Below are 25,698 nucleotides of genomic sequence, written 5' to 3' on the forward strand. Positions count from 1 at the left end.
CTGGAATTTTTTCTCCAGTAAGCACTCTCATACACAACTTGTATAAAAATATTCTTGTCTTATATTTTTTCATAATAAAAAACATATCCTCCATTTGTGGTAGTCCACTAATAGGGGATATGTTTAATCATCTCTTCATCTCCTTATTTATAATAAATCTTGTAGTTTTTTGTATCCTGTAAGGCCTGTTCATTGTAGTTTTTGAGAAAAAATAATTTCCGAATTAGAAATTCAAGTTACCTCACATTTATATTTACAATAATGTATTGCACTTGATATTTCACTTAAAAAATCAGACTCACAGCCTGATTTTTTGTTATTTTTCAAATTCTTTTTTTACGTATTTTGAATTAAATAAATAAAGCAAGCTTCCTCAATCTAAATCAAAACTAACAATATCTCCGGGTTTATAGATTTTTTTGCTATTTTGAGCATTGATTATTAAATGATCAGAAGAACCACCTAAAATTTCTAAATCTTTATCACGTGGAATCATTGCATCAAACATAGTATCAAGTTTTCCAATTGCTAATATAATTCGCTTTATATCACCAATATCATCAAAGTGAGGAACATGTCCAAAAGCATCAATTCCACAAGCTCCTACAGGTAATGATGATTTATAATCTACTTCTATTACTTCAGCTTCACATCTAAAAGCATCGCGATGCATACCTTCGATAGTTTGACGATACATATCTTCAGTGCCAAATATCATAGCAAAGCCCATTCTTAAAAAATTAATTTCAGCAGGCATTCTATTTTCTCAAACCATATGCAAACTTAAAGAATTACCACCTGACATGTGACTAAGTTTAATATTTAGTTCTCTTTCAATTTCATGTTGTAATTCAACAAATTGTGACATAGACTCATCTGAAGGAACTCTAGCTCCATAACAGCCAAAATTGCAACCTAATCCAATTAATTTTATACCCCTTAATTCAGATATTTTTCTAGCTATATCTAAGGTTTCTTCTGGTAAATAGCCTTCACGTCTATCACCTAAGTCTACCATTAGCACTATTTCATGTGGTTTTAAATTGTTTTTTAGCACATAATCATTTATTTTTTCAATAACATGAATATCCCCATTTAGTGATGAGTCACATAGCTCAAGCATTCTAGGAATTTCACTAATCATTGGAATTCTAAGTAATTGCTTATGTCCTGGTATATCTTTATAAATTTCAAAATTATCTAATCTAGATTCACCAAAGTATTTTATACCTGCTTCATAATATAATTCTGCCATTCTACGATTACCACAGAATCCTTTAGTTACTGCTAATACTTCAATATTTTTTTGTTTACAAATTTCTATAGCTCTTTTTACATTGTGTTTAAATTTAATTTCGTTAATAATTAATTTTGGAAAACTCATTCTACCTCTTTAGTTTTTTGTTTTATTTTTTAGAATAAAAAAGTCTTTTTTACCTTTTTTTAATAGAGCATATTTATTAGCATAATTATTGAATTCAATTTCTTGGTTTTCATTTTCAATAACAATTCCATCAATTGAAAATGATTTTTTGGATATAAATTCTCTGGTTTCACGATTTGAACAAGTTATTTTGTAATTGTTAATCAAGTCAATAAACTTAGTTTTTTGGTTTATTTCTAAAACTGGAATTGAGCCCCTTATCATTTCAATATCTTCTAAATTTAGTTGTTCATCACTTTTAGAAAATAACACTTCACTGATTTTTTTAGCAGTATTTGCAATTTCATTTGAATAAATATCTTTAATAACTTCATATGCTAATGTTTTTTGAGCAATACGGTGATGCTTTTTTTCATTGTGATTAGACATTATTTGGCTAATTTCTTTTAGATCTAAAAAAGTTAATATTTTTAAGAACTCTTCAACTTTTTTATCTGATACATTTAATAAAAATTGATATAAAGCATATGGACTGGTCATTTTGCTATCTAATCACAGTGCTCCTCCACCTGTGGATTTGCTGTATTTATTACCGTTTTCATCAGTTAATAAATTAATTGTTAAAGCAACTGCTTCTTTAGAATCTGAGGGATTTATTTTTCTAATAAACTCTAGTCCTGTTGTTATATTGCCTCATTGATCAGAGCCTCCAACTTGAATTTTAGTATCATAATTAAAATACATATTTTTAAAATCTCAACCCTGTAGTAATTGATATGTCAATTCAGTAAAGGTTAGACCGTTTTCTAATCTTGTATTAATACTTTCTTTTTCTAAAAGATAATTAACATTAATTAGTGTTCCGACTTCTCTTAAAAATTGCATAACACTCATATCCTTATAAAAATCATAATTATCAACAACTGTTAGTCCAAAACTTTCTAGTTGTTTTTTAATAGCTGCTTTATTTTTTTGAACATCACTATCACTTAATAATACACGTTCAGTGCTTCTAAAGCTAGGGTCCCCGATCATTCCAGTCATACCACCTAAAACTGCATATGGTTTATAACCAGCTTTTTTAAACCTTAACAAAGTTAAGATTTGTAAATAGTTGCCTAAGTGTAAACTTTTTGCAGTTGGATCAAAACCAATATAAACTCCAGAACCTTTTTTAATTTTTAAAAATTTTTCTTCACTTGAAATGTTATTTAAAATTTGTCTTTGTTTTAGTTCTTCTAAAAATTTTGCTGGCATATTATCTCCTAAATTTGTGTAATGATGTTGAGGTTATTAAAATAAATATATGTAAATTATAATATATAAATAAATTTAGATTTTTTAAATGTCAAGTGGTTTTAGATTATATATTTGCTTTTAATATTTGCTTTTAATTTAAATTCAAAAGTCATTACTTGCGACAATATCAAAAATATTTATATCAATTCCAACTTAATCTATATAATTTAGTAACAAATTAAATGTAATTTAGGAGAAATATGAAAATTAAAATAATTGTAGATTCATCTTGTGGACTTAATGAAGCCCAAGCAAATGAAATGGGCTGAGGCTTTATTCCTCTTCAAGCAGAAGTTGAAGGGAAAACTTATCAAATTGGTAAAGATATTTTAATAGATGATTATGTTAAATTATGAAAAGAAAACCGCAAAATAGATGCCAAGACATCAGCGTCATCTTTAGGATATAATGAAGAAGTTGTAGCAAAATATCTAAATGATTATGACAAAATTATCATATATCCAATTTCTAAGTTTTTATCTTCACAAACCAATTTTTTAACAACTCAATTTCAAGATAATGACAAAGTTTTTGTTGTTCAATCTAAACATTTATCTTTTTTAATTTTTAAAAATTTACTTGAATTTGAACAAAAAATTAAAGATGGTGTCGCATTTGAAGAAGCTTGTGAAATATTTGAAAAAAATAATGACAAATTAATTTTAATTCCGCAATTTAATGATGCCTTAGTTAAAGGTGGAAGATTATCAAAAAGTGCTGCAGCTATTGCAAAATTGCTAAGAATTGTACCTATTTTAAAATTCGATAACGGAATTCTTGAAAAAGAAGCAATTGGAAGAATATTTAGCAAATCACTTGAAAAAGTTGTGGCCGATATGTGAAAAAACAATCAAGAAAACATCACAAATAAATGCTTATTAATAATTCATTCTGGAAGTGAATTATTAGAAGAATTAACAGCTAAATTTAAGAACATTATTAATAACCAAATACCTGTTTATTCGCTCGATTTACCAGTAGATATTGCTATTCATACTGGTGTTGGAGCAGTGTGTACGACAATAATTAAAATTGATCCTAAAATTGAATCTAAGTTCTTTAAATATGCTAAAAAATGATAATTTTTAAGGCCTTTTTTTTGAATAGAAGTGCCTTTTTATTAATTTTATTAAAATCTATGTTAAGATATGTCATTATTAATAATAATGACTTTTTAATAATTAAATGAGGAGATAAATATATGGAAACTAATGTAATTGAAGATAAAAAAATATATGATGATTTTGGTTCTTTAGCTGACAATAAGAAAAAAAACTCGATTACTTTATTGCTTAAAATATTACTTTTAAGTGTTTTTGCTTTGAGTTCTTTATTGCTATTATTTTTAGCACCACAATCTTTATTTGCAAATAGATTGTTCATTAACAAAGATATTCAATATTTTTTAGTTTTTACTAACCCTGCAACTGAAAGAATTAATTATCTTGTTTTATTTCGGATGTTTTTTTTAATTGGAATATTTATATATACAATAGCTAAAAATTTTTCAAATATTCTTGATAACAAAGTTAACACTAAAAAATATATTCCTTGGTTTGTAATTTATTTATTATTTTCATTAATCTCAGTTACTTTATTGTTTAGTTTTTTTAAAAACGACACAATGTCTTATTATTATTTATCCTATTTTTCAGTTTTTGTTTTAGCTTGTGACATATCTTATTCAGTGTACACATATAAGTTAAAAAGAAAAACAAATCCTTTGGTTTATAAATCAAAGACTCCAACAATAATTTCAATTACTTCAAGAATTGTTTTAGTGCTAAGTTTTTTAATCACTATTAGTGTTTGAATATTTAGTATAAAAGGTGATAAATTTGATTTTTTAAACAATAATATTGTTCATAAAACTTTCATAGATTTATTTAACAAAAGAGATATCAAAAACTTATTTTTAAATATTTTATTATTTTTATTCCTAGTTTTAGTTATTTGTGGAATTAATATTGAAAGAATTATTATTGTAACTTCTAAGAAACATAATTTTGCTGATACAAAAGAAAAAATATTATTATGAATCGTATTTGGTTTTGTTGGTTTAATTTGATTTACAAGAGCTATATTTTATAAAAATAGTACTACAATAATTGACACTAAAATAAATAGCAATAATTACTTATATTTAATTGGATTATTAGGAATATTTATTGCGTTTAGTTTTTATGTAACTCTAAATTTTGCTAAAAAACTAAAATTAAGAGGCTCATTAGCTAAAACTGTAACTATGTCATTTAGTTTAGTGGTTATTTGAATTATTGCTAGTTTAACTGCTTTAAAAAGTAGTGGCTTATTAGTTAATAACATAATGACCTTATTTGCAGCTTTAAGTACTCTTATCATTATTTGTATTTATAAATGAAATAATAACTCTGAAAGTTTATATGTAGCTATATTTATTAAACTAATTGCCATTATGGTTGGCACAACATTAATACTAAATGGAATTAATAGTCTATTATTAGCAAACAACAATGAATCTTTCTATCATATAAATTCAATATTGTCTTTAAATCAAATATTTATAATCACAACATTGAGCCTAGTTTTTGCTTTTAGTATCTCTGTGTTAATTAATTTAATGGTTGTATTGTTTAAATTAACTAAGAAAAACAAAACCAAAGCGATAAGTGAGGCTAAATAGTGAAAACAGATAAAAAAGAAATAAAAGTTCTTAAAGATTGTTATAACAAAATTGAAGAATATAACCAAAAATTTTTAGATATAAAATCTGCTAATAAATTTATAAGTTACCAAAAACTATTTTCTACACTTTTAATTAAAGCTTCACATGGCTCAAAAAATAGAGACCTTGAAAAAATATCTAATTCTTTATATTTAGCTTTAGAAAAAAGATTTGATGTTATTTTTGATGACTTTATTATCAAATATGAACTATCAGAACACTTAAATAATTATTTTATTAGCCCAACCACTTCTAACACCATTAGCACTAATTTTGAATCTATTGACTTAAGTGCTAATAACAAAATTCAAGATCCAACATTAATCAAATTACTTAACTCAGAAATTAAATCATTACTAAAAGATGGTTTTATTGTCGAAATAATGAAGGGAATAGCTATTTGACAGCGTCAAAAAATTGAAATTTATTTCAGTAAAGAAAATATATTAAGGTGATAATATGCATGTAAAAAAATGAGAGGAAAAACTTCAAAATTTAGAGAATATTTTGACTAAAGTGAATAACACTAAAAATATTCTCCTTATTGACATAATGAAGTTAACAAAAAAACTAAGGTTTAATATTACCAACTCTTTGCTTAACATTAACCTTATCACCGCTATTAACCAAAAATATGCTATTAAAAATAAATTAATTCACAATAAAAACAACAAGGGCGCTATTTTAAATAAAATTAAATCAATTTTTAAAAGAAGCCCAAAATTATGAATTTATCTAACTGAAAAACAAAAATACTCAACTGATTCATATACACGTTATGAAAAGAAGTTACTTGAAGTTGCAGCTAAAAATAAAGATGATTTTATAGCTATAGGTGACCGTGCTACAGAATTTTGCAAAACAAACAAACTAAACATTGTTAAATCTTATAGCGAAGAAGATAAAACAATAACTAATATTCCTCTAGTTTTAAGTCAGTTAATCAAAATTTTAAATTTAGAAAATAATTACTCTGAAGTTAACTTTGTTCTAAATACTAATAAAAACTTTAATGGCTATTTTACAATACTTCCAATAGACCAATTTGATGTTAATAAATTAGTACATGAAGAAAAAATTAATACTTTAGCATTTGATATATCTAATTTTAAGATTTATCCTAAAATTGAAGAATTTATTGAAAACGAAATTAATATTTTTCTTGAAAATGCTATTTATTCTTTAGTAATCGAATCTTCATTTTATAATGCTAAAAATGACCTTGTAACTACAAATAAAATTGTAGGTCAAATCGAAGAAGAAATCGAAAGCATTAAGAAAAAAACCATGCGTATTCGAAGAGAAAAAGAAATTGAAGAAATTGTTATGTTAACTATGTCTAATGAAAAAAATGGAGGATTTAAATAATGTCAAAGAATTCTTCATTTAAAATAATTATCAATTATATTGATAACAAATCACTTGTTATTCGAAACGCAGAGCTTTATGTTAACATTGACGACAACGATGATTGAGCTTTAGTCGATTCAGATGCCGTAATGGCTTATGACAAGACAGTTATTAAAATTAATGATATAGACACTAATAAGCAGTTTTATTTATTCTTATTTAATACTAATGTGATTGTTTATAACAAAGAAATTATTATTAATACTTTTAACAAAGAAATGATTTACAAAAAATCAAATAAGGCAATAAATAATAAACAGCAAATTAATGAATTAAATGAAAAAATTAAATACTTTAATTCATTACAAACAATTGGTTTAAGTTTAGATCAATATATTGAATGAAACAATTTAAAAAGAAAACTATATATTGAAAATATTAAGCACAACCTTAAACTGATAGGAGAAAACAATTATGAAAATCAAAAATAAAATTTTGGCACTTGGTTCTATCCCGATTCTGGCTTTAGCACCAACTTTTGTTGTTTCATCTTATTTTTCAAAACAAAAAGATGATAAAAATAAGGAAGATAAACTCTCACCTGATTTTGGTCAATTTCTTAATATAGCTAATGAAAAAATAAAAGAAGGAACAACCAAAACAATCGATTCAATAATTAGTTTTCTAAAAAATGAACAAAATAAATTAGTTGCTTTTTTAAATAGTAACGATGAAAAAACCCAAAATCAATATAAAAGTACTTTTGAAAAAGCAATTTATGTTAAAAACTTAATTATTTATTTTGAAAGAAACAAAGAAGCAATACTAAAAAAACCTCAAAACACTGCTGGTTTTAACATTGTGTTTCCATTTGTTGTTGCCAAAAATGAAAAATTTGAAATGTCAGATATATCTTTTAATAACAAAATATATGAAGAAATTAGAGTTGGTTCTACTGAAGATACAAATTACAAAGAACAATTGGGTATGGGTACTCAAAATAAAATAACAAAAAAAAGTACTCGAACAAACACTGTTTCAAAGAAAAAGTTTGAAGAATTAATTGCAAATTATTTCAATGACCTAAATGAACAATTACCTAAAATGTTATTAGAAGAAAAAGATATTCCTAGATTTGGAAAAGATTTAAGTTTCAAACATGAAATTGATGAAGTTATACCCAAAGGTTTCAAATCTTGACAAGATTATATTCAACCAAAACTTAATAGGAAATTTATTGTCTTTGATATAGAACAAAATAAAAATTTTGTTGAAAAAGAACAAGAACAACAAAAGAAAGACGATGAACCCATTACTAAACCTGACTTAGTGCCTGGGGATAAACCTAAAAAGGATTTTGATCGTGAAGAACAAATTCAAGCAATACCTAATTTAATGCCATTTGTTTCAAGCAAATATGCCCTAAAAGAAGCTCAAACACTAATCAACAATTTTATAGAATTAGATGCATCAAGAAAACAAGAAATGTTTTTCTTTAATAATCCAATTAATACTAGATATAAATACACCGTTCAAGCTGTAAATAAATCAAACAAAAAAAATAGCTTAAGTGTGGATATTCATATTGTCGACCAAGTTACAAAAAAATTTAGACCTTATACTTTTGAACTAGAAGTTAATAACACTAAAGCTCAACAAGCTCTAAACCTTGTGTATGAACAAATAATTAATGCTAATAAGAATTTGTTCCAGCAAATGATTAAATCATTAGGTGTGGATGAAAAAATTGATTATAATCAACTTAGAAACGATGAATTACGTGATTCATTATATAACCTAATAACTACAGCAGTCGTTTTAACTAATAGTGAATCTTATGTAAAAGAATCAAATAAAATTATTTCAAATACTGCAGCTGAATATATGAAACAAAACGATGAATCAGTTATTAAAAAAGGTATTCAACAGTCTAATAACTTATTACTAACTAGTTTATTTTCATCAAGAATTAATAATAATGATTATTTCTATTCACTTTCTCAATCACTAAAAAATGTTTTATTAAGATTTAAAGCAATAACTAAAATAAATGAAAAAATAATTAAAACTAAATTCGCACAAAGCGGAATGGATTTAAACGTTATAAATGAATACTATAATCATGTTAATCTAAAGATTTCGCGTTTAATTGCTTCAGCAAAGATAAGAACAATTGATATTATGGATTGATATGACAACTATACAACTAATGTAAATGAAGTTATGAATAACTTTGCTACTCTAGCTTTCTTGGTTGATAATAAACCAATGACAGAACAAAAGAATAAAGAAGATCTAAAAAAAGCTTATGAGATAGCTAACGCACAAATTCAAAGTGATAAAAAAATTAACACTAATGTAATGAATAAGGTTGGATATGCTCTAAGTGCTCTTTCAGGAATTATATTATTATCATCACTAATTTTTATTGGTGTTAGAAAAAATGAACTAAAAGTTCTTAAGACTAAAAAACTACTAATTACAACATTTTCAATAATTGCCATTGTTTTATTAGTTTCAATAATGATGATAGTCTTATAATATTCAAACATGCATAAATCAATGCATGTTTTTTATTATTCTAATTTTAAGTATAAAAAAAAGCACCAAATGGTGCGATTAAAATTATTTGTTTTTAGCTTTTTCTTGCTCATGTTTTTGATGTGCGGATGTTACAATTGCTCTTGTACTTTTTTCTTCATAGTCCTTTATTTCTTTATCAGCTTCTTTGTAAGCTTTCAAGTTTTCAGGATCATTTAGTTCAGCTAATCTTTCAAATACTAATTCTGTTAGTTTTTGTTGTTCAAATCTTTCAATTGTAAAGAATGATTTAATTTGTTCAGCTGATAGAGTATATATACTTGTTAGTTTTTCAATTTCTTTGTTATATAACTCTTCACTGACTTTTAATTTCTCTACTTCAACAATTTTGCCTAATATATAAGAATGTGATAAGTTCTTTTTAGCTTCATTATTGTAATTAGCAATGATTGATTCTTTTGTTGAACCTGTAAATTCTAGGTAATCATTTTCACTAATACCTTGTTGTTTGATATTCTTTAAAAAATCATTGTAGTATTTTGTAGATTCTTCACGAATGATTATGTCTGACATTTCAATTGTTGTTTTAGAATTAATTTTTTCAATGGCTTTATCCATGAATTCTTTAATTGCTATTGAGTATTTTTCTTTTAAAGCATTGTGTTTTACAAAAACATCAAAGTCTTCTTTATTATTAACTAAAGCATTAAGTTTAACTTCTTTAAGAAACTGATCATTAACTTCAGGATAATTAGGAGTTTTAATTGAATGAATTGTTACTTTAAATACTACATCTTTTCCAGCTAGATCTTTTACATGGTATGTTTCAGGAAATTTTAAGTCTAAATCCTTAGTTTCACCTTTTTTTAGTCCGATCATTTTTGTTTCAAAACCAGGAATAAATTGATTTGAACCTACTCTTAGAGTAAAATCAGCTGATGTTCCACCATCAAATTGTTTACCATCAACATATCCTTCAAAATCAAATACAACTTCGTCGTTTAATTTGATTGGTTCTTCAGAATCAAGCATTACTAAATAGTTTTCTAAAATACTTTCTTCCGTTTTTTTCAATTCTTCTTTAGATAAGTTAAGTTTTGATAATTTAATGTTTAAGCCTTTGTAATCTCCTAAATTAACTTTTGGAAATAATGGAAACTTAAATTCATATGTAACTTTATCAAAAGAAATTTCACTAATGTTTAAAGCAGGTGTATGGTCAGTTAGATTATCATCATCTTTAATTTGGGTCAAAATATGCTTTTGGTAAACATCTTCTAAACTTCTGCTAACTGTTTTATTAATAACTTTTGATTCACTAATATATTTTTCAGCTTCTCTTAATGGAGCCTTACCTTTTCTAAATCCAGGAACGGTAATTTCTTTTGCAAGGTTTTCTCTGGTTTTATCTAAAGCCTTTTTTCATTCTTCACCTTCTAAGGTGTAATTAATAATTAATTCTGTATTGTTTTCATTTATTTTTCTTGACATTTGCGTCTCCTTGAAATAAAAAAATTATGATAATATTATAACATTATTTATTTAAATAATGCATATAAGATTGATTCAGCTTTATTTAAGTCTTTTTCTGATTTTTCATTGAATAGAACTGCTGTTACATTTTCGATAATTTTGTAATCATCATTAGTTTTATTTTTAAGTATTTCAACTCAATTTTGGAATAAATAAGCACTAAATACTTGTCTAGCTATTTTAGTTTTTGCAATATCTGAACTAAATGCATTTATGATTCTACTTTCCATTTTTGCAATATCTGGATTCTTTAAAAAAGAGCCATCTTTTAAAGGGTTTATAATTTCATTTTTTATTTTATAATCATAATCAATGCCCTTAGTTTGCAGCAAATCATAAATTAGAGTTTGAAATCCGGAATTATCAAATCCCTCTCCATTAAAAAAGTATTGAAATTCGCTTAAGTATTTTGATATGTCTCGAGTTTTTAGTTCATTATAAATTAACATAAAAATATAATCCATTTTTTTGTTTTTTAAGGAATTAATTAACTCTAAAGTTTCTAATGAAGTTTTTGTTTTCAAATTATTTTTTTTAATTTGAAATGTAATGTTGTTTCGCACTGTTTCAATTTCCTTTTGCATTTGTGTCATTGGAAATTGTTTTTGAGCATCATCTAAAAGATATATTGCCTTTAGTGGATCTTCATAACGCATTTCTAAAATTCTATCTATAAATGCACTAAATTCTTTTTCTAATAAATTGTTCATAAATAGAATTTTACACTAATTTAAAGACAATAAAAACTATTAATAACTTATAATTATAATATGTTGATTTTTTAAAGAAATTGAAAATTTACACTAATAATTAAAGGAGATAAAATAGATGTCTAAAATACAAAAGATCTACGCATATGAAGTATTAGACAGTAGAGGTAATCCTACTGTTAAAGTGGAATTAAGTACTAAAAAAGCTTTTGCAGAAGCACTAGTTCCTTCTGGAGCTTCAACCGGTTCAAAAGAAGCTTTAGAACTAAGAGATAAGGGAACTAAATATGAAAATAATTGATATGGTGGAAAAGGTGTACAAAATGCTTGTGACTATGTTAACAATGAATTATCAAAACTATTAATTGGTAAGGATGTTAAAAATCAAAAAACAATTGATAAATTAATGATTAAAAGTGATGGCACTGAAACAAAATCAAAATATGGAGCTAATGCAATATTAGCAGTTTCTTTAGCAGTAGCCAAAGCTGCAGCTATGGAACTTAAAAAACCATTATATGAATATTTAGCTACTTTAGCAGGTAAGGACACTAACGGTTTTTCATTACCAGTTCCTATGCTTAATGTTATAAATGGTGGAGAACATGCTTCAAATACTATTGATTTTCAAGAATTTATGATTATGCCTATTGGTGCTAAAACTTTTAAGTGTGCACTTCAAATGGCAAACAAAGTATTCCATACATTAGCTAAATTACTAAAAAATGCAGGGCATGGAACTCAAGTTGGTGATGAAGGTGGTTTTGCACCTAATCTTCATACACATGAGGAAGCTTTGGATTTCTTAGTTAAGGCAATAAAAGAAGCGGGATTTAATCCAGCAACATCAGGAGAAAATGCAATAGCAATTTGTTTAGATGCAGCTAGTTCTGAAATATATGATAAAAAAGCTAAAAAATATATATTTAAGAAATTTAAGCAAGCCTTAGTTGAAAAAAGAGAAGGTTTCGAAAAATATTCACAAAATAAATATGAATTCAGTAGTCAAGAGTTAGTTGAATACTTTGGTAAATTAATTAATAATTATCCAATTATGTCTATTGAAGATTCACACCATGAAGATGATTGACAAGGTTTTATTAAAATGAATGAAGCTTATGGAAAAAAAGTTCAATTAGTTGGAGATGACTTAATTGTTACAAATCCAAAATATATTAAAATGGCAATAAACAAAAAAGCAATTAATGCTTCATTAATTAAAATTAACCAAATCGGATCATTAACAGAAACATTTAAAGCCATTCAAATGTCGCAAGATGCAAATTTAGTACCAGTTATTTCACATCGTTCAGGTGAAACAGAAGACACATTTATAGCCGATTTAGCAGTAGCATTTAGCACCGGAGAAATTAAAACAGGTTCAGTTTCAAGAACAGATCGTATAGCTAAATATAATCGTTTAATTAAAATTGAAGACGAATTACAACAAAAAGGAATTTATCCAGGTCTAAAAGCATTTAATAATTTGAAATAAAAAAGTGTATTTTTATACTTTCTAATATCAAGTCTTAAGACTAAGGCTTGATTTTTTAGTCTTGTTTAATTCAGTAATGAAAACAAAAAACCACAACTTTGAAATTGGGGCCTTAAGTGAAATACCAAGTGCAACACAAAACATGCTTGATATTTTTATTATAAAATACAAAGCCAAAATTTTTAAAAAGTACCATTTAATTTAAATCAAAGTTGATTTTGCAAAATAAAAAATCTATCACTAAATTGATAGAAAAAATAAACAATAATTTACTAAATATTTAGTTTATATAAAATTTTCTTTCAAAGAGAGTTTCTTAGCCAATCTTCATTCGAATATTTCTCTTGGCATTTCATTTATTTTATTTTGAATATTTTGCAATTCTTGAGGAGTAATTAAATTAAAATTAAATCTTTTTTTATATTCTCGTCTGAATATGCCGTTCCAGTTTTTCATTTGGACCGCGTTGAAATGAAGCGTATGATTGTGCTCGATAAATTTTTATATCTAGTCATCTTGCTAAAATGCCTATTTTTTCAAATCCTATTCCATTATCAATGTTTATGCTTTTTACACTTAAATTATTTTCCTTTATTAATTTTCTTAATTCACTATTTATTTCATAGCTTGATTTACTTAATATAAAGGCAGTGAAAGACAACTCTTGTTTTTCCTTCAGTCGAGGTTAAAATATTCCTATATCCAGAACTACGTTTACCAATTATAAGGTTGGCCTCTTAATGTCTTTATTCTTCTCTTAAATCAATAGATTTAGGTCTTGTCCATATTGGAAAGCTTTTGATTAACCTATTACCCCTTGATATTCCAACACATCCAATTTTTGCAGTTAATTTTACTCATTTTAAACACTTTTTTATTCTAGTTGTTTTACTTTTTACCTAGAATCTAAATCTTTACATATTTTGTTGATCGACCACTGCCTACCTGTTTTATCTTTTTATTGTCCTGTAATTCTTTTAAAGCTCGTTCTATTGTCCTTTGTGATATATCTGGACAGAGAATCATAATATCTTTTTTGGAAAGTGGTTTCAATGATTTTTGGATAACAGAAAATACCCTTTCAGGTGAAGTTAATTTTTCTTTTCCAATTAGATTAAATCTATCATCACATTCTTTGTATGCTTTTAAGAAAATACCCAGCATATACTTTATGAAAGGGAGTTCATCATTTTCTCCAGTATGCCATTTTTCACTGGAGTTCTGTAATTCTTCATAATAAGAGTTTTTGGTTTTTTCAATAAGCATTTCTATACTGATATACCTTCCAACAAAATAACCGAACTTATAAAGTAAAAGAAGTGACAGTATTCTACTCATTCTTCCATTCCCATCATCAAAGGGATGAATGCATAAGAAATCATGTATAAGTACCGGTATTAGAATTAGTGGTGGAATATTTGCTTTCACCGCTTCCTTGTAAGCCTCCACCATTTCATCAAAGTAAAGTTCTGTTTCAAAACTGCTTACAGGTCGAAATCGTACTTTTTTATTCCCGAAAGCATCTACTTCTACAATGGTGTTATCTATAGTCTTAAATTTCCCCTTATTATTTATATAGGAATAAGAATATAATTGATTATGAAGTGTTAAGATGTCATTTTTATTAAATTCTATATAGGCATAATTTTCATGGATAATATCAAGCACATGTCTATACCCTGCAATTTCTTCTTCATTTCTGTTTTTGGGTTCTGCTTTTTTATTCATCAGCTCTTTAAGTCTTACATCATTAGTATAGATCCCTTCAATAGCATTGGAAGATTTTGTACTTTGTATTTTAGCAACATCTATCATCTTATCTAAAATATCCGGATAATTTTCTACATATAGTTCTTGCTTTCCCTTATATTCATGGATCTTTGCAATAGTATGATATATATTAACAGATAAAGATAAATCCATAAGTTTTAAATAATTAAATTTTCTCAAAACAACACCTCCTTTTTTCATAGCCATTATACCATATTTGGCTATGAAAAATCAATAATGGCGAGAATAATTTCGCCATTACCTTAAGTGAAATATCAAGTGCAACACAAAACGTGCTTGATATTTTTATTATAAAAATACAAAGTTAAAATTTTTGAATAATACCATTTAATTTAAATCAAAGTTAATTTTGCAAAATAAAAAATCTATCACTAAATTGATAGAAAAAATAAACAATAATTTACTAAATATTTAGTTTATATAGAATTTTCTTTCAAAAAAGAGTTTATAGGCAGACCTTCATCCCAGTATTTCTCTTGGCATTCCATTTATTTTATTTTGAATATTTTGCAATTCTTGAGTAGTAATTAAATTAGAATTAAATCCTTTTTTATATTCACGTCTAAATATACCGTTTCAATTTTCATTTGAACCACGCTGAAATGAAGCATATGGTTCTGCTCGATAAATTCTTATATTTAGTCATCTTGCTAAAATGCCTATTTTTTCAAATTCTATTCCATTATCAATAGTTATGCTTTTTACATTTAAATTATTTTCTTTTATTAATTTTCTTAATTCACTATTTATTTCATAACCTGATTTACTTAATATAAAGGCAGTGAAATAAACATATCCTCCGTTTGTGGTAGTCCACTAATAGGGGATATGTTTATCAAAGGAAATATGAAAATATTTTTTTTAATAATTTATAATTCATGTAGGTCTCCAGGGTTATTTTGTGGGGCCTTTTTTATTTTTAAATATAAAAAATTCAAGCTGCCCCACATTTATGTTTTACAATAATGTGTTGCACTTGAATTTTCAATTCAGCAACCACAACTTTGAAATTGTGGTTTAATGATTATTAATCGATTTTAACTTTAACTGAAGCACCCATTGATGTTGAAACTACAATATTTAAAATGTATGTTCCTTTAACTGCTTGTGGTTTTAGTCTTTTAATTGTTTGAATTAAGGTTTCAGCATTTTGAACCAATGCTTGAGTGGTCATTGATTTTTTACCAACTGAAGCATGTACAATACCACCTTTATCAGCACGGTAGTTTGCTTTACCTTTTTTAAGTTCTTCGACTGCTTTAGCAGGGGTTGTAGTTACAGTTCCAGTTTTTGGGTTAGGCATTAAACCTTTAGGTCCCAATTTTTTACCATATTTACCTAAAATTAACATCATTTTAGGATCTGCTACTATTACATCAAAATCGTATTTATCTTGATTTAATACTTCTGGTAGTTCTGCTGAAGAATATACATAATCAGCTCCTGCTTCTTTAGCAGATTTTTGTGCTGTTACTTCATCTGTAGCCACTAAAACTTTAACGGTTTTACCAGTTCCATTTGGTAGAACAACTGCTCCACGTAGTTGTTGATCTGATTTTCTAGTATCAAGATTTAGTCTAATTGCTATGTCTAATGATTCATCAAATTTAGCGAATGAAGCTTTTTTTGCTAGATTAATTGCATCTTCTAAAGAATAAACATCTTTTTTGTTAACTAATGTTTTTAAAACTTTAGCATTCTTTGTAATTCTTTTAGCCATTAGTTAGCACCGCCTTTTAGTCATTCATCATAACCTTCAACAGTTATACCCATATTTTTTGCAGTTCCTGCAACTTGACGCATAGCAGCTTCGATTGTATTTGCATTCATATCAACCATTTTATATTCAGCAATTTGTTTTAGTTGGTCAATTGTAATTGAACCAATTTTTTCTTTATTTGGAGCACCGCTACCTTTTTTAGCTTTAGCAGCTTGTGCTAATTTAAATGATGTAGGAGCAGTAAACAATTTAAAATCAAATGATTTGTCTTTGTATACTGTAATAAGAACTGGAACAGGTTCTGCTCCCCTGTCTCTTGTTTGGTCATTAAATGCTTTAGTAAATTCAGGCATATTAATACCAACCCCAGCTAGGGCTGGACCAGGTTTTGCTTGTCCGGCCATAAATTGTAGTTTAGCTTTTTTAGCTATTTCTTTTGCCATTTTAAAATCCTTTCGATAATTGTGGTGCAAATGAATTTATTCATTTTAAATTCTCCCACTTGCTAGAGGCAATTTTTAATTGCATTTAGAATTATAACACAAACATTTATTATGTTAATAATAATTTGTTTGCTTAAAATTCATCAATATGTTGTTTTAATAGACCTATATTTTCTTCTACTATTTCAGCAGCAGTCATATCAATATATGGCTTAATTTTTGTGCCTGAAATTAGAATTGTTGGACTAACTTTAGCTCCAAAGAAATTTCATATTCCTTTTAAAAAAGAAGTATGACTGGCTCATTGATATCAACCATCAGGCGCTCCTTGGGTGGCAATAATTTTGATTACTAAATTATCTAATAATCCAACTGAACCACCTTTAGTTGAATATTTATAAGAAAACGTTTTATTTGCTACTGCAATGCGATCCAAAAAATTCTTTAAAACTGCTGGAACATTGAAATTAATCATTGGACAAGATATTATTAATTTATCAGCTTCTTTTAATAAATTAATGTATTTATTAGATAGCTCTTCAGAATATGTTTCTGGCATATTTTTTGATGTTTGACAAGTTGTTGCCATTTCTAAATCATTAAGATCTAACTCGATGATTTCTTCATTTTGATGATTTGTTTTATATAATTCAACAAATTTTTTGGTTAATAAAGTAGAAATTGAGTTTTTTGGCTGTATTGGTGAAGAGTATAAAACTAAAATTTTTGACATATAAATCTCCTTAACATTATTGTATTTAAGTTATATTACTTTTAAAGTAATAAATAACTAGAATAATTATATTGTTATTTCATCATAGTCTAAATTTTTAGAGTTTTTAATATCATTGCCATAAATTGAATTTAGTTCAGATATTTTAATAATTTTTTTAGCATCATCGATTTTTTTAATTGTTTTATTATCTAATAATATTACTTTTGAATTTAAATAAAGGGCATGGTTGGGATTATGGTCTGACATTATGATTGTTTTTCCACTTGCTTTTAATTCATTTATCATTTTTAGAACCATATTTTGATTTTTTAAATCCAAGGCACTAGTAGGCTCATCTAAATAGATAATACTTGTATCCTGTAATATGGCAGCACAAATTTCAATAATTTGTTTTTGACCGCCTGATAATTCAATAACTAAATTATTTATATAAGCATCCATGTTAACTTCTTTTAATAAAGCAAGGATTTTTTCATTGTTTCGAGTCTTTTCACTTTCAAAAAACTTATATTGATTAACGAAGCTAAATTGTAAATACTCTAAAACACTGAATTCTGATATATTGTTAGTGCTTTGAGATACATAACTAAATAATTTAGATCTATCTTTTATGGAAATATCATTTAAATCTTTGTTATTTATCAAAATTGTATTTTTATCAATTTTTTCTAGTCCTGCTAAACATCTTAATAAAGTACTTTTACCTGAACCATTTATACCTAATAAAACATAAATTTCGTTTGGCTCAATAGTAAAATTTAGATCTTCTAAAATGTTATCTTTTTTATATTTAAAAGAAAAATTTCTAACTTTGATCATAAAAAATTCTCCTCTTGGATTGTATTATTAGAATGACGGCTAATAAAGTAGCTCCTAAAATACCAGAAATAGCAGAAATAGGAATTTCAGATTCGATTAAAGATCTAGAAAATATATCTATTAATACCATTGTGCTTCCGCCTATTGTCAAAGAAAATGGAATGGTAATTTTAGTATTATTACCAAACATTAATCTAATAATATTAGGTATTACTAAACCAATTCAAGATATATTTCCAACAATACTAATGGAAGCAGCAGTTAAAAAAGTGGCTGTTATTATAATCGCTCATCTATAAGCTTTATAATTTATACCTTTCGATTGTGCTTGTTCGAAACCTAATCTAATAATATTTATTTTTCATCTGATTAGTAATAAGAAAATGACGCATACTAAATATATTGGTAAAAATAAATATACATTAACAATTTTGGCATTAGAAAAACTTCCTAATAATCAAAATACAATGGTTGGTAATTGTGTTTGCTCATTAGCAAAAGATTTTATTAGACTAACAACACTTGACATTAAACTTGAAATAATAATTCCTGACAAGATTAAAGATAAATTTGATTTTGACCGAAATACTTTGGACAAGAATATAGTTAAAAATATAGTTCCTATCCCAAAAATAAAAGCCATAATGCTAATTCCTATGCCTCATGCTATTCCAGATCAACCTAAAATAATTGCTATTACAGCTCCGACACTAGAACCTGAAGAAACACCTAAAATTCCTGGAGAAACTAAGTTGTTTTTAAATGTTTCTTGATATGTTAGCCCGCTTAGTGTTAAAGCTCCTCCTACCATAAAAGCAATTAAAGTTTTAGGCAATCTTAGTTTTATAATTACTACATAATCATTATAGTTTTGAGAATTAATTTTATTTGTTATAACCAAAAAGAAGTTTTTTAAAGAAACATTATATCTTCCAACTAACAAAGACAAAATTATTATAAAAAATGAAAATAAGACTGTTATTGAAAAAATAATTGCTCTTATTTTCTTCTTTTTATTAATTAATATTTGCGCGTTGTCCATTTTTAATTTTTTCGATTTCTGTAGCTGTTAAATCATAATTGTAATAATACTTGTAGCTATCTTTAATCATTTTATCAATGTCAAATTTAAATTTTTCTGGTCAAAAATAATTAGCTAATGCAGCTAGATATATCATATTTTCTACACCTAATTGTTCAAATGGAATTATTCCAATTGGAATATTAAAAATCTTTTTGTTTTTTACTGCATTTAATTGTGAGTATTTTGGGTCTTTCAACAAAATTTCCTTATTTTGATTTTGATATTGACCTCCCAAAATAAAATAATCTGGATTATCCTTAATTAATTGTTCTTCTGTAATAGTAGAATCATTACTTTGATATTTTGAAGGTAGATAGTTAACTTTTAGCAATCTCATAAATGAACCTTGAATTGATAAATCTGGTTCAGTATAATTAATGCCCTTGTTTTTCTTATCACCTCTTACATAAAATACATTTTTTGTGGGGTTTTCATCTTTTAGTTTCATTTTAATTTCATCAATGATTTTTTGATAATCTTCTTTTCATTTATTAGCTTTTTTAATTAAATTATCATCCTCTGGGAAAATTTTTGTAAGAATATCACAATATTCAAAAAGGTAATCATCATAATTTGGGTAATGATATTGGCTTATAATCATTGTTGATAAATTAGCATCTTTAGTTTTATTAAAGTTATTTTGATCAGGAGAAATAACTAAATCATAAGCTTCTTTTAAATAAGATTCTTTGTTAATTTTGTATTCTAAACTCTTATAGTTTTTAGAATATGGAATTATTTTAGACAACCATTCATTGTCTAAAAGACTTTTATAAATGGCCGATATGTTTTCGTGTTTATTAAAAGCAACAAGCATTCCAAATCCTGATCTAGCAGGAATGGCAATTTTAGTTGGGTTTATTGGTATTGAAACATTGTTTCCTTTAGAATCAATAATTTTTATAAATTTTTTTGATATTTTATCTTCATTGTTGCATTTTGAAGCAATCACAGGAATTGCAGCTGCTGATAAAGATAAAAATGGTAATATACTTTTTAATTTAAGCATATTTTTATCCTTTCAAGTATAGTTTTTTAGTAACACAAATATTATAGTATATATATATATATATATATATATCAATTTTAGTAGTTTTTTGTATCTAATAATAGTATCAGCAATTCTAAAAATAAACTAAAAACCAAGCCATTAAAAGACTTGGTTCTTAGTGATTGTAGACATATGGTGCGGATGAAGGGAATCGAACCCTCGTATTCAGATTGGCAACCTGATGTTCTACCATTGAACTACATCCGCATGGTGCAAGTGATGGGAATCGAACCCACGTATTCAGCTTGGAAGGCTGAAGTTCTACCATTAAACTACACTCGCAAATTGCTTAATTATTATATAACATTTAGATTTAAAAATTATGAATATTTTATATGAAAAAAGACATAACAAAAAAGTTAGAGCTAAAATGCCTTAAACTTTTTTGTGTATTTTTAACTAAGATTAAAATCTTAGTGATAAACAACTTAGACCACCGTCTAATTTTTTGTACTCTGAAGTATCGCAAACAACTACTTTATATGGTTGACCATCTGACTTTTTAAGGTTTTTAACTTTAGCTAATAATTTAGGATATCCTTCTGGAACTATAACAGTTTCATTAACTCAAATGCAATTTGCTGCATATCCTTCATCTGGTGTAACTACAATTTGATTAAAATCTTTAAATGTAGGATAATCTAAAAATTCTCCCGAAATTAATAAATTGTTGTGTTCTAGGTAATTAACTCCTGTTTTTAAGTGTAGCATTTCAGTCATTGGAACTGGGATACATTTTTTGCCTATACTTGCTAAAATGTTATGGAATTGTCTAATACCTTCACTATTTGTACGGTCTGACATTCCTACAAAATAGGTATCGCCAACCATCATAACATCCCCACCATCTAATGTTCCAGGTGAAACAATCTTTTTAATTTTGTCTTCTGGAAAATACTCTTTTAGAATAGGTAGCATAAAATCTTTTTCACCATTTCTTGATTTTGCTCCTGGATTTGTTAAAATGGCTAATTCTCTTCTTGGAACAATTACAGCTGCATCTTCCACAAAACATGAATCCGGATAGTCTTCCAGTTTTTCAGCTACTCTTACTTTCAAGCCTGCATCTTCTAAAGCTTTAATGTAAGCTAAATGTTGTTTTTTTGCTAATTCGTAGTCAGGTTTGCCTAGCTCTGGTGCTGATGTAATACCATTAACCATTGAACTTGCTGGTGTTCTAACTATAATGTCACTAAATTTTTTCAATATTCGTTTTCTCCTTTTTTTATCTTTTACTACTTTTATTATATACGGAATATTGTTATAAAATGCTTAATAATAAAATATTAATATTTTATATATGCAAAAAAACTAAAAAATAAAGCCAAAAAGGAAATAAAAAAATGGCGATCGTGGCAGGATTCGAACCTGCGACCACATGCTTAGAAGGCACGTACTCTATCCCCTGAGCTACACGACCGTTGCATATAATATTTTAGCACAAAATTGTTTTACAAACGATTTTATTAAGTGTTTTTTTAATAAAATCAAACTCTAAAATTAGCGATTAATTAAAAATTTTGTTATTTGTCAATTAATAGTGTAATTTGTTGTAACATTAATTAATCTTTATTAGAGGAGGAAAAATGAAAAAGAAAGTATTAGCAATAGGCTCAACTATGTTATTCATGGCACCTTTAGCTGCAATTTCTTGTGTTGATGTATCAGTTAAGGGCGAATTTAAAAAAACGGCAGTTGAATTTAGAAATTTAGCCTCAGGTCATTATCCAATTTCTAGCAACCAAATTAATTTATACTTCAAAAGAGGAAATAAAAATTCAATTCCTTATGTAGCAATTGAAGATATGTCAAAAACTTTAAGAGGCTTTTATAAAAGAAGTTATTGAAATAAAAAATTATATTCAAAAGAAGGTAAAGTTAGATATGACGCTTCTGGACTAAGTATTTTAGGTTTTAATAGTATAGTGTTTGATTTTGTTAATGACACCATTGAAATAGATTCACCATACTTTTTCCAAACTTTAGTTAGAAATTCTAGCCAGACAAATTATTCTAGACAAATTAAAACTAAGGGTGAAGATATTAAAGAACAATCAACAAAATATGTTTATGATTTAGGCAAATATCACATTGATATTGTTTATGAAAATTCGAAAACTTTAATTCCATTTAGTGTTTATAATACTCTATTTTGTAGTCAAAATTATTACAACATGTACTTTAATGGTGATACAGTTCTTGGAACATTTTTTGATTTAAGTGACAGAACTCAAGGAATTGAAGAATTTAAGTCTCAAGGAAGCATATGATTATCTCAAAAAGCTCAAAATGATTATCAAAGATTGGATAACTATTACAACTTACTATTTACATTAGATCATTTCTACGGTTTAAAGAAAATTAAAAATATTGATAGTTTTGAAAAATTTATTGATAAAGACCAAAAAGCTCTTTTAATTTCAAATGACCCAACTAAATATAATGAAGCATACTCTAATTTGTTTTATAAAAAATTAAATGAACTACATACTAGCTTAAGAATGTATGGTTTCCATACTAATCCAACCCAAAAAATTGATGATGCTGCAAGAAATAAGAGTGAAGAATTTAAAGAATCAACTAGAATAAGCAATAAGCTTAAGCAAGCTCGTAAAACGTTGCAAGAACAACATGATGCCAAAAAATTCTTAATTAAAGATAATACTGCTTATATTATTTTTGATGAATTTCATGCTGCTGCTGATAAAGATCTAAAATTACCTGATTATGGTAAAGATACATTTGAAACTATTAGAGAAAAATTAGATACTATTGCAACGAAGCACCCTCAAGTGAAAAATGTTGTATTTGATATTTCACAAAATGGTGGGGGAAATATTGGAGCAATGCTAAGAACACTTGGCTTACTTACAAACAAAGACATTAAAACTCATTCTCTTGATACTTTATGAAATATAAACTCAACCACCACATATCAAATTGATGCAAACAAAGATAATAACTTTAATGACGATGATGCTTTCAGTCAATTTAATTACTTTATTTTAACTGGCAAAAATACCTTTAGTGCCGCTAATATGTTTGCAGCTGCTTCTAAAGAACTTAAAATCGCTAAAATTATTGGTCAAAAATCAGGTGGTGGAACTGCATCTATAATACCTATTGTTTTACAGGATGGTACTTCAACAATTATCAGTTCACAAGATACAGGTTGATTTATCAATGATGATAAAAAACAAGACCTAGAATTTGGTGTTCCTGTTGATATTGAAATATCATATGATGATTTTTATGATTTAAATCTTTTAGTTACTGAAATTAATAAATAGCAATTACACATTTAAAATGTATTTTAAAAACCCTGACATTAAATGCTGTCAAGGTTTTTTAAAACTAAAAATTTTCTTTTATTTTTTTAGCAAGTTTTAAACTTATTACTTTGGATAGTTCTTCTAAAGAAGCTTCAATGATATTATTATATGTTCCAAAAAAATCTAATAGTTTATTAATAGTTTTTTCTCCTATACCATTAATATTTTTTAAGGGGTTATTAAACATTTTAGAACGATGTCTTTTATTAAAATAATTTTTGGCATATTTATCCACTTCAATTTGAATTGAGCCTAAAAAATTAAATACATCTTCATACGGTATATTAATTTCTTGATTATTAATATCAACTAAAACTTTAGTGCGGTGTTTATCATTTTTAATTAAACCAAAAATAGGTTTATTTAAATTGTATTTTTGACATACTCTTTTAACTTCATTAATTTGGTTTTGATTACCATCAACAATAATTAAATCTACTAATTTGTGATATTCACTTAAAAAAGTTTCAGCATTTTGATACATATATTCCACATCAGCATTACGAGAATTGTTTTTTTTCAATATAAATGCTCTACTTAAAGCCTTGGATAATAATCCGTTAATATAAACACAAGCCTCTCCAACTACTTCATCAGTACCTTTTAAAAAGGAATTATCAAATATAACTAGTCGTTTTGCACTAGTGCCAAGAATTGAAGAAAGACGTTCAATAGTAGTTTCAAGATTTTTTTGCTTAGTAATGAAATTTTGAATTTTAGCTTGTAAATTGCTTCTAGCATTATCATTTGCTATATCAACTAAAGTTCTATATTGTTTAGTTAATTGTGTCTTAATTAAATTAATTAAATCAAGTTCTTTAAAAATATAATTTTCTGGAAACAAAATAAAATCTGGTAATTCATTAAAATGATAATAGTGGTTAAGAAACTCATTAATACTTGTTTCTTTTGAAATTTTAATCTCTGAAGCAAAATCAGTTTTATTAATTAAAGCCGAACTGCGATAGTTCATAATAGTAATAAATAAAATTGAATCTTGTTCAAAAAAACCAATAACATCAAAATTTTGATTTGTTTTTAGTTCAATATTTTGAGTGTCATCTTTTTTAGTTATTAGTTGCAAAACATCATTATATTCTTTGGCTAAATCATATTGACGATTGTCAATTGCTTCTAAAATTTTGTTGTCTAATTCTTTTTTAAAAGACCTATCGAATTTCATAAGTTTTTTAGCTAATTCAAAGCCCTCGTTAATAAATTCTTGAGATTGTTTTTTAACGATCATTCCATCCTTAGATAAAAGCAAATGAATTAGGTATTTTTCTAGGGGTTTATATGAAATATTAGAAACCAAAGGACCATAAAAAATTGTGTCCTTGGTTTTTTTATATTTAGACACTATTTTAATTACCAATTCATGTTTAGTTTTTTTAATACATAAATAAGGAAAAGATGTTTGGGAAGGATATAGGACATTATAAAATGGTTTATATTTTAAAATGCTTTGTCTTTCAAACATTAAAGCTTCTTTTTCGGTGTTTAGAACTGTAATTTCAAAAGATGCTATCTCCTGTAGCATTTTGGGTGTTTTATAAGAATTAAGCATTTGCGGATCAAAATATTGTTTCATCCTTGCTTTTAGGTTTTTGGCTTTACCTACATATATAATTTGGTCATTTTTATCTTTTCAAAAATAAACACCAGGCTTAGAAGGTACATTAGCAATTTCAGTTTTATCTATCATA

The 25,698-nt window shown here is 26.2% G+C and carries 22 protein-coding genes, 3 tRNA genes and 1 pseudogene; 8 read left to right on the forward strand and 18 right to left on the reverse strand.

The features are described from left to right. Nucleotides 1-316: 316 nt before the first annotated feature. Both OF364_RS02490 and tyrS read right to left on the reverse strand, forming a co-directional pair. Nucleotides 317-1,384 (reverse strand): alanine/ornithine racemase family PLP-dependent enzyme, encoded by a 1,068-nt coding sequence (locus tag OF364_RS02490; protein ID WP_205851453.1) that lies wholly within the window; start codon nt 1,382-1,384, stop codon nt 317-319. A 9-nt stretch (nt 1,385-1,393) separates the two neighbouring features. After that, nucleotides 1,394-2,641, reverse strand: coding sequence for a tyrosine--tRNA ligase (gene tyrS, locus OF364_RS02495; protein ID WP_205851454.1), 1,248 nt, complete (start codon nt 2,639-2,641; stop codon nt 1,394-1,396). 242 nt (nt 2,642-2,883) lie between these two features. Between tyrS and OF364_RS02500 the strand changes: the two genes are divergently transcribed. The 6 genes from OF364_RS02500 (at nt 2,884) to OF364_RS02525 (ending at nt 9,278) form a co-directional block, all read left to right on the forward strand. Next, nucleotides 2,884-3,765 (forward strand): DegV family protein, encoded by an 882-nt coding sequence (locus OF364_RS02500; RefSeq protein WP_205851455.1) that lies wholly within the window; start codon nt 2,884-2,886, stop codon nt 3,763-3,765. 119 nt (nt 3,766-3,884) lie between these two features. Next, nucleotides 3,885-5,345 (forward strand): MSC_0624 family F1-like ATPase-associated membrane protein, encoded by a 1,461-nt coding sequence (locus tag OF364_RS02505; protein WP_263774087.1) that lies wholly within the window; start codon nt 3,885-3,887, stop codon nt 5,343-5,345. After that, on the forward strand, nt 5,345-5,845 hold the full coding sequence (locus tag OF364_RS02510) for an MSC_0623 family F1-like ATPase-associated protein (protein ID WP_205851457.1): 501 nt from the start codon (nt 5,345-5,347) through the stop codon (nt 5,843-5,845). The genes OF364_RS02505 and OF364_RS02510 overlap by 1 nt, the downstream gene beginning before the upstream one ends. A 1-nt stretch (nt 5,846) precedes the next feature. After that, nucleotides 5,847-6,755, forward strand: coding sequence for an MSC_0622 family F1-like ATPase gamma subunit (locus OF364_RS02515; protein WP_205851458.1), 909 nt, complete (start codon nt 5,847-5,849; stop codon nt 6,753-6,755). Next, nucleotides 6,755-7,228, forward strand: a complete 474-nt coding sequence (locus OF364_RS02520; RefSeq protein ID WP_263774088.1) for an MSC_0621 family F1-like ATPase epsilon subunit — start codon at nt 6,755-6,757, stop codon at nt 7,226-7,228. Before OF364_RS02515 ends, OF364_RS02520 begins: the two co-directional genes overlap by 1 nt. Beyond that, nucleotides 7,212-9,278: an MSC_0620 family F1-like ATPase-associated subunit gene (locus OF364_RS02525; protein ID WP_205851460.1), complete on the forward strand. Its 2,067-nt coding sequence runs from the start codon at nt 7,212-7,214 to the stop codon at nt 9,276-9,278. Before OF364_RS02520 ends, OF364_RS02525 begins: the two co-directional genes overlap by 17 nt. Before the next feature lie 84 nt (nt 9,279-9,362). Here OF364_RS02525 and tig read toward each other — a convergent pair whose 3' ends face one another. Both tig and OF364_RS02535 read right to left on the reverse strand, forming a co-directional pair. Then, nucleotides 9,363-10,769, reverse strand: coding sequence for a trigger factor (tig, locus tag OF364_RS02530; RefSeq protein WP_263774089.1), 1,407 nt, complete (start codon nt 10,767-10,769; stop codon nt 9,363-9,365). Nucleotides 10,770-10,816: 47 nt separating this feature from the next. After that, entirely contained in the window at nt 10,817-11,521 is a 705-nt protein-coding gene (locus OF364_RS02535) for a hypothetical protein (RefSeq protein WP_205851462.1), read from the reverse strand. A gap of 118 nt (nt 11,522-11,639) precedes the next feature. Here OF364_RS02535 and eno point away from each other — a divergent pair, with 118 nt between their 5' ends. Beyond that, nucleotides 11,640-13,016, forward strand: a complete 1,377-nt coding sequence (gene eno, locus OF364_RS02540; protein ID WP_263774090.1) for a phosphopyruvate hydratase — start codon at nt 11,640-11,642, stop codon at nt 13,014-13,016. A gap of 285 nt (nt 13,017-13,301) precedes the next feature. Here the strand turns inward: eno and OF364_RS02545 are convergent, their stop codons facing one another. From OF364_RS02545 to OF364_RS02600, 13 genes and pseudogenes are all read right to left on the reverse strand, one after another. Beyond that, nucleotides 13,302-13,472: a hypothetical protein gene (locus OF364_RS02545; protein ID WP_205851464.1), complete on the reverse strand. Its 171-nt coding sequence runs from the start codon at nt 13,470-13,472 to the stop codon at nt 13,302-13,304. A gap of 450 nt (nt 13,473-13,922) precedes the next feature. Further along, nucleotides 13,923-14,987 carry a Fic family protein gene (locus OF364_RS02550; protein ID WP_205851465.1) on the reverse strand — a complete coding sequence of 355 codons (1,065 nt, stop codon included), beginning with the start codon at nt 14,985-14,987 and terminating at the stop codon, nt 13,923-13,925. 231 nt (nt 14,988-15,218) lie between these two features. After that, a pseudogene (locus tag OF364_RS03110) lies at nt 15,219-15,599 on the reverse strand (IS30 family transposase); the annotation flags it as partial. Between the two features lie 235 nt (nt 15,600-15,834). After that, entirely contained in the window at nt 15,835-16,527 is a 693-nt protein-coding gene (gene rplA / locus OF364_RS02555; protein WP_205851466.1) for a 50S ribosomal protein L1, read from the reverse strand. After that, nucleotides 16,527-16,970 carry a 50S ribosomal protein L11 gene (gene rplK / locus OF364_RS02560; protein ID WP_205851467.1) on the reverse strand — a complete coding sequence of 148 codons (444 nt, stop codon included), beginning with the start codon at nt 16,968-16,970 and terminating at the stop codon, nt 16,527-16,529. The genes rplA and rplK overlap by 1 nt, the downstream gene beginning before the upstream one ends. Before the next feature lie 133 nt (nt 16,971-17,103). Further along, nucleotides 17,104-17,703, reverse strand: a complete 600-nt coding sequence (locus tag OF364_RS02565; RefSeq protein ID WP_205851468.1) for an FMN-dependent NADH-azoreductase — start codon at nt 17,701-17,703, stop codon at nt 17,104-17,106. A gap of 66 nt (nt 17,704-17,769) precedes the next feature. After that, the gene (locus tag OF364_RS02570; RefSeq protein ID WP_263774091.1) at nt 17,770-18,525 is read right to left on the reverse strand and encodes an ABC transporter ATP-binding protein; all 756 of its coding nucleotides are present in this window, start codon (nt 18,523-18,525) and stop codon (nt 17,770-17,772) included. Next, nucleotides 18,512-19,567 carry a FecCD family ABC transporter permease gene (locus tag OF364_RS02575; protein ID WP_263774092.1) on the reverse strand — a complete coding sequence of 352 codons (1,056 nt, stop codon included), beginning with the start codon at nt 19,565-19,567 and terminating at the stop codon, nt 18,512-18,514. The genes OF364_RS02570 and OF364_RS02575 overlap by 14 nt, the downstream gene beginning before the upstream one ends. Further along, the gene (locus tag OF364_RS02580; RefSeq protein WP_263774093.1) at nt 19,542-20,618 is read right to left on the reverse strand and encodes an ABC transporter substrate-binding protein; all 1,077 of its coding nucleotides are present in this window, start codon (nt 20,616-20,618) and stop codon (nt 19,542-19,544) included. Before OF364_RS02580 ends, OF364_RS02575 begins: the two co-directional genes overlap by 26 nt. A gap of 175 nt (nt 20,619-20,793) precedes the next feature. Then, nucleotides 20,794-20,867, reverse strand: a tRNA-Gly gene (locus OF364_RS02585). Nucleotide 20,868: 1 nt separating this feature from the next. Then, nucleotides 20,869-20,942 (reverse strand) — tRNA-Gly (locus OF364_RS02590). Nucleotides 20,943-21,065: 123 nt separating this feature from the next. After that, nucleotides 21,066-21,866, reverse strand: a complete 801-nt coding sequence (locus OF364_RS02595; RefSeq protein WP_263774094.1) for a dimethylarginine dimethylaminohydrolase family protein — start codon at nt 21,864-21,866, stop codon at nt 21,066-21,068. Between the two features lie 138 nt (nt 21,867-22,004). Further along, a tRNA-Arg gene (locus OF364_RS02600) sits at nt 22,005-22,080 on the reverse strand. A gap of 166 nt (nt 22,081-22,246) precedes the next feature. On the opposite strand from OF364_RS02600, the gene OF364_RS02605 reads away from it, so the two are divergent. Next, a complete protein-coding gene (locus tag OF364_RS02605; RefSeq protein WP_205851472.1) occupies nt 22,247-23,950 on the forward strand; it encodes a S41 family peptidase in 1,704 nt (567 codons plus the stop codon). Between the two features lie 64 nt (nt 23,951-24,014). On the opposite strand, the gene OF364_RS02610 is transcribed toward OF364_RS02605, so the two are convergent. Then, on the reverse strand, nt 24,015-25,697 hold the full coding sequence (locus OF364_RS02610) for a GIY-YIG nuclease family protein (protein WP_263774095.1): 1,683 nt from the start codon (nt 25,695-25,697) through the stop codon (nt 24,015-24,017). Nucleotide 25,698: the final 1 nt, after the last annotated feature.

Source organism: Mycoplasma enhydrae (assembly GCF_025779955.1).
Taxonomy (GTDB): Bacteria; Bacillota_I; Bacilli_A; order Mycoplasmatales; family Metamycoplasmataceae; genus Metamycoplasma; species Metamycoplasma enhydrae.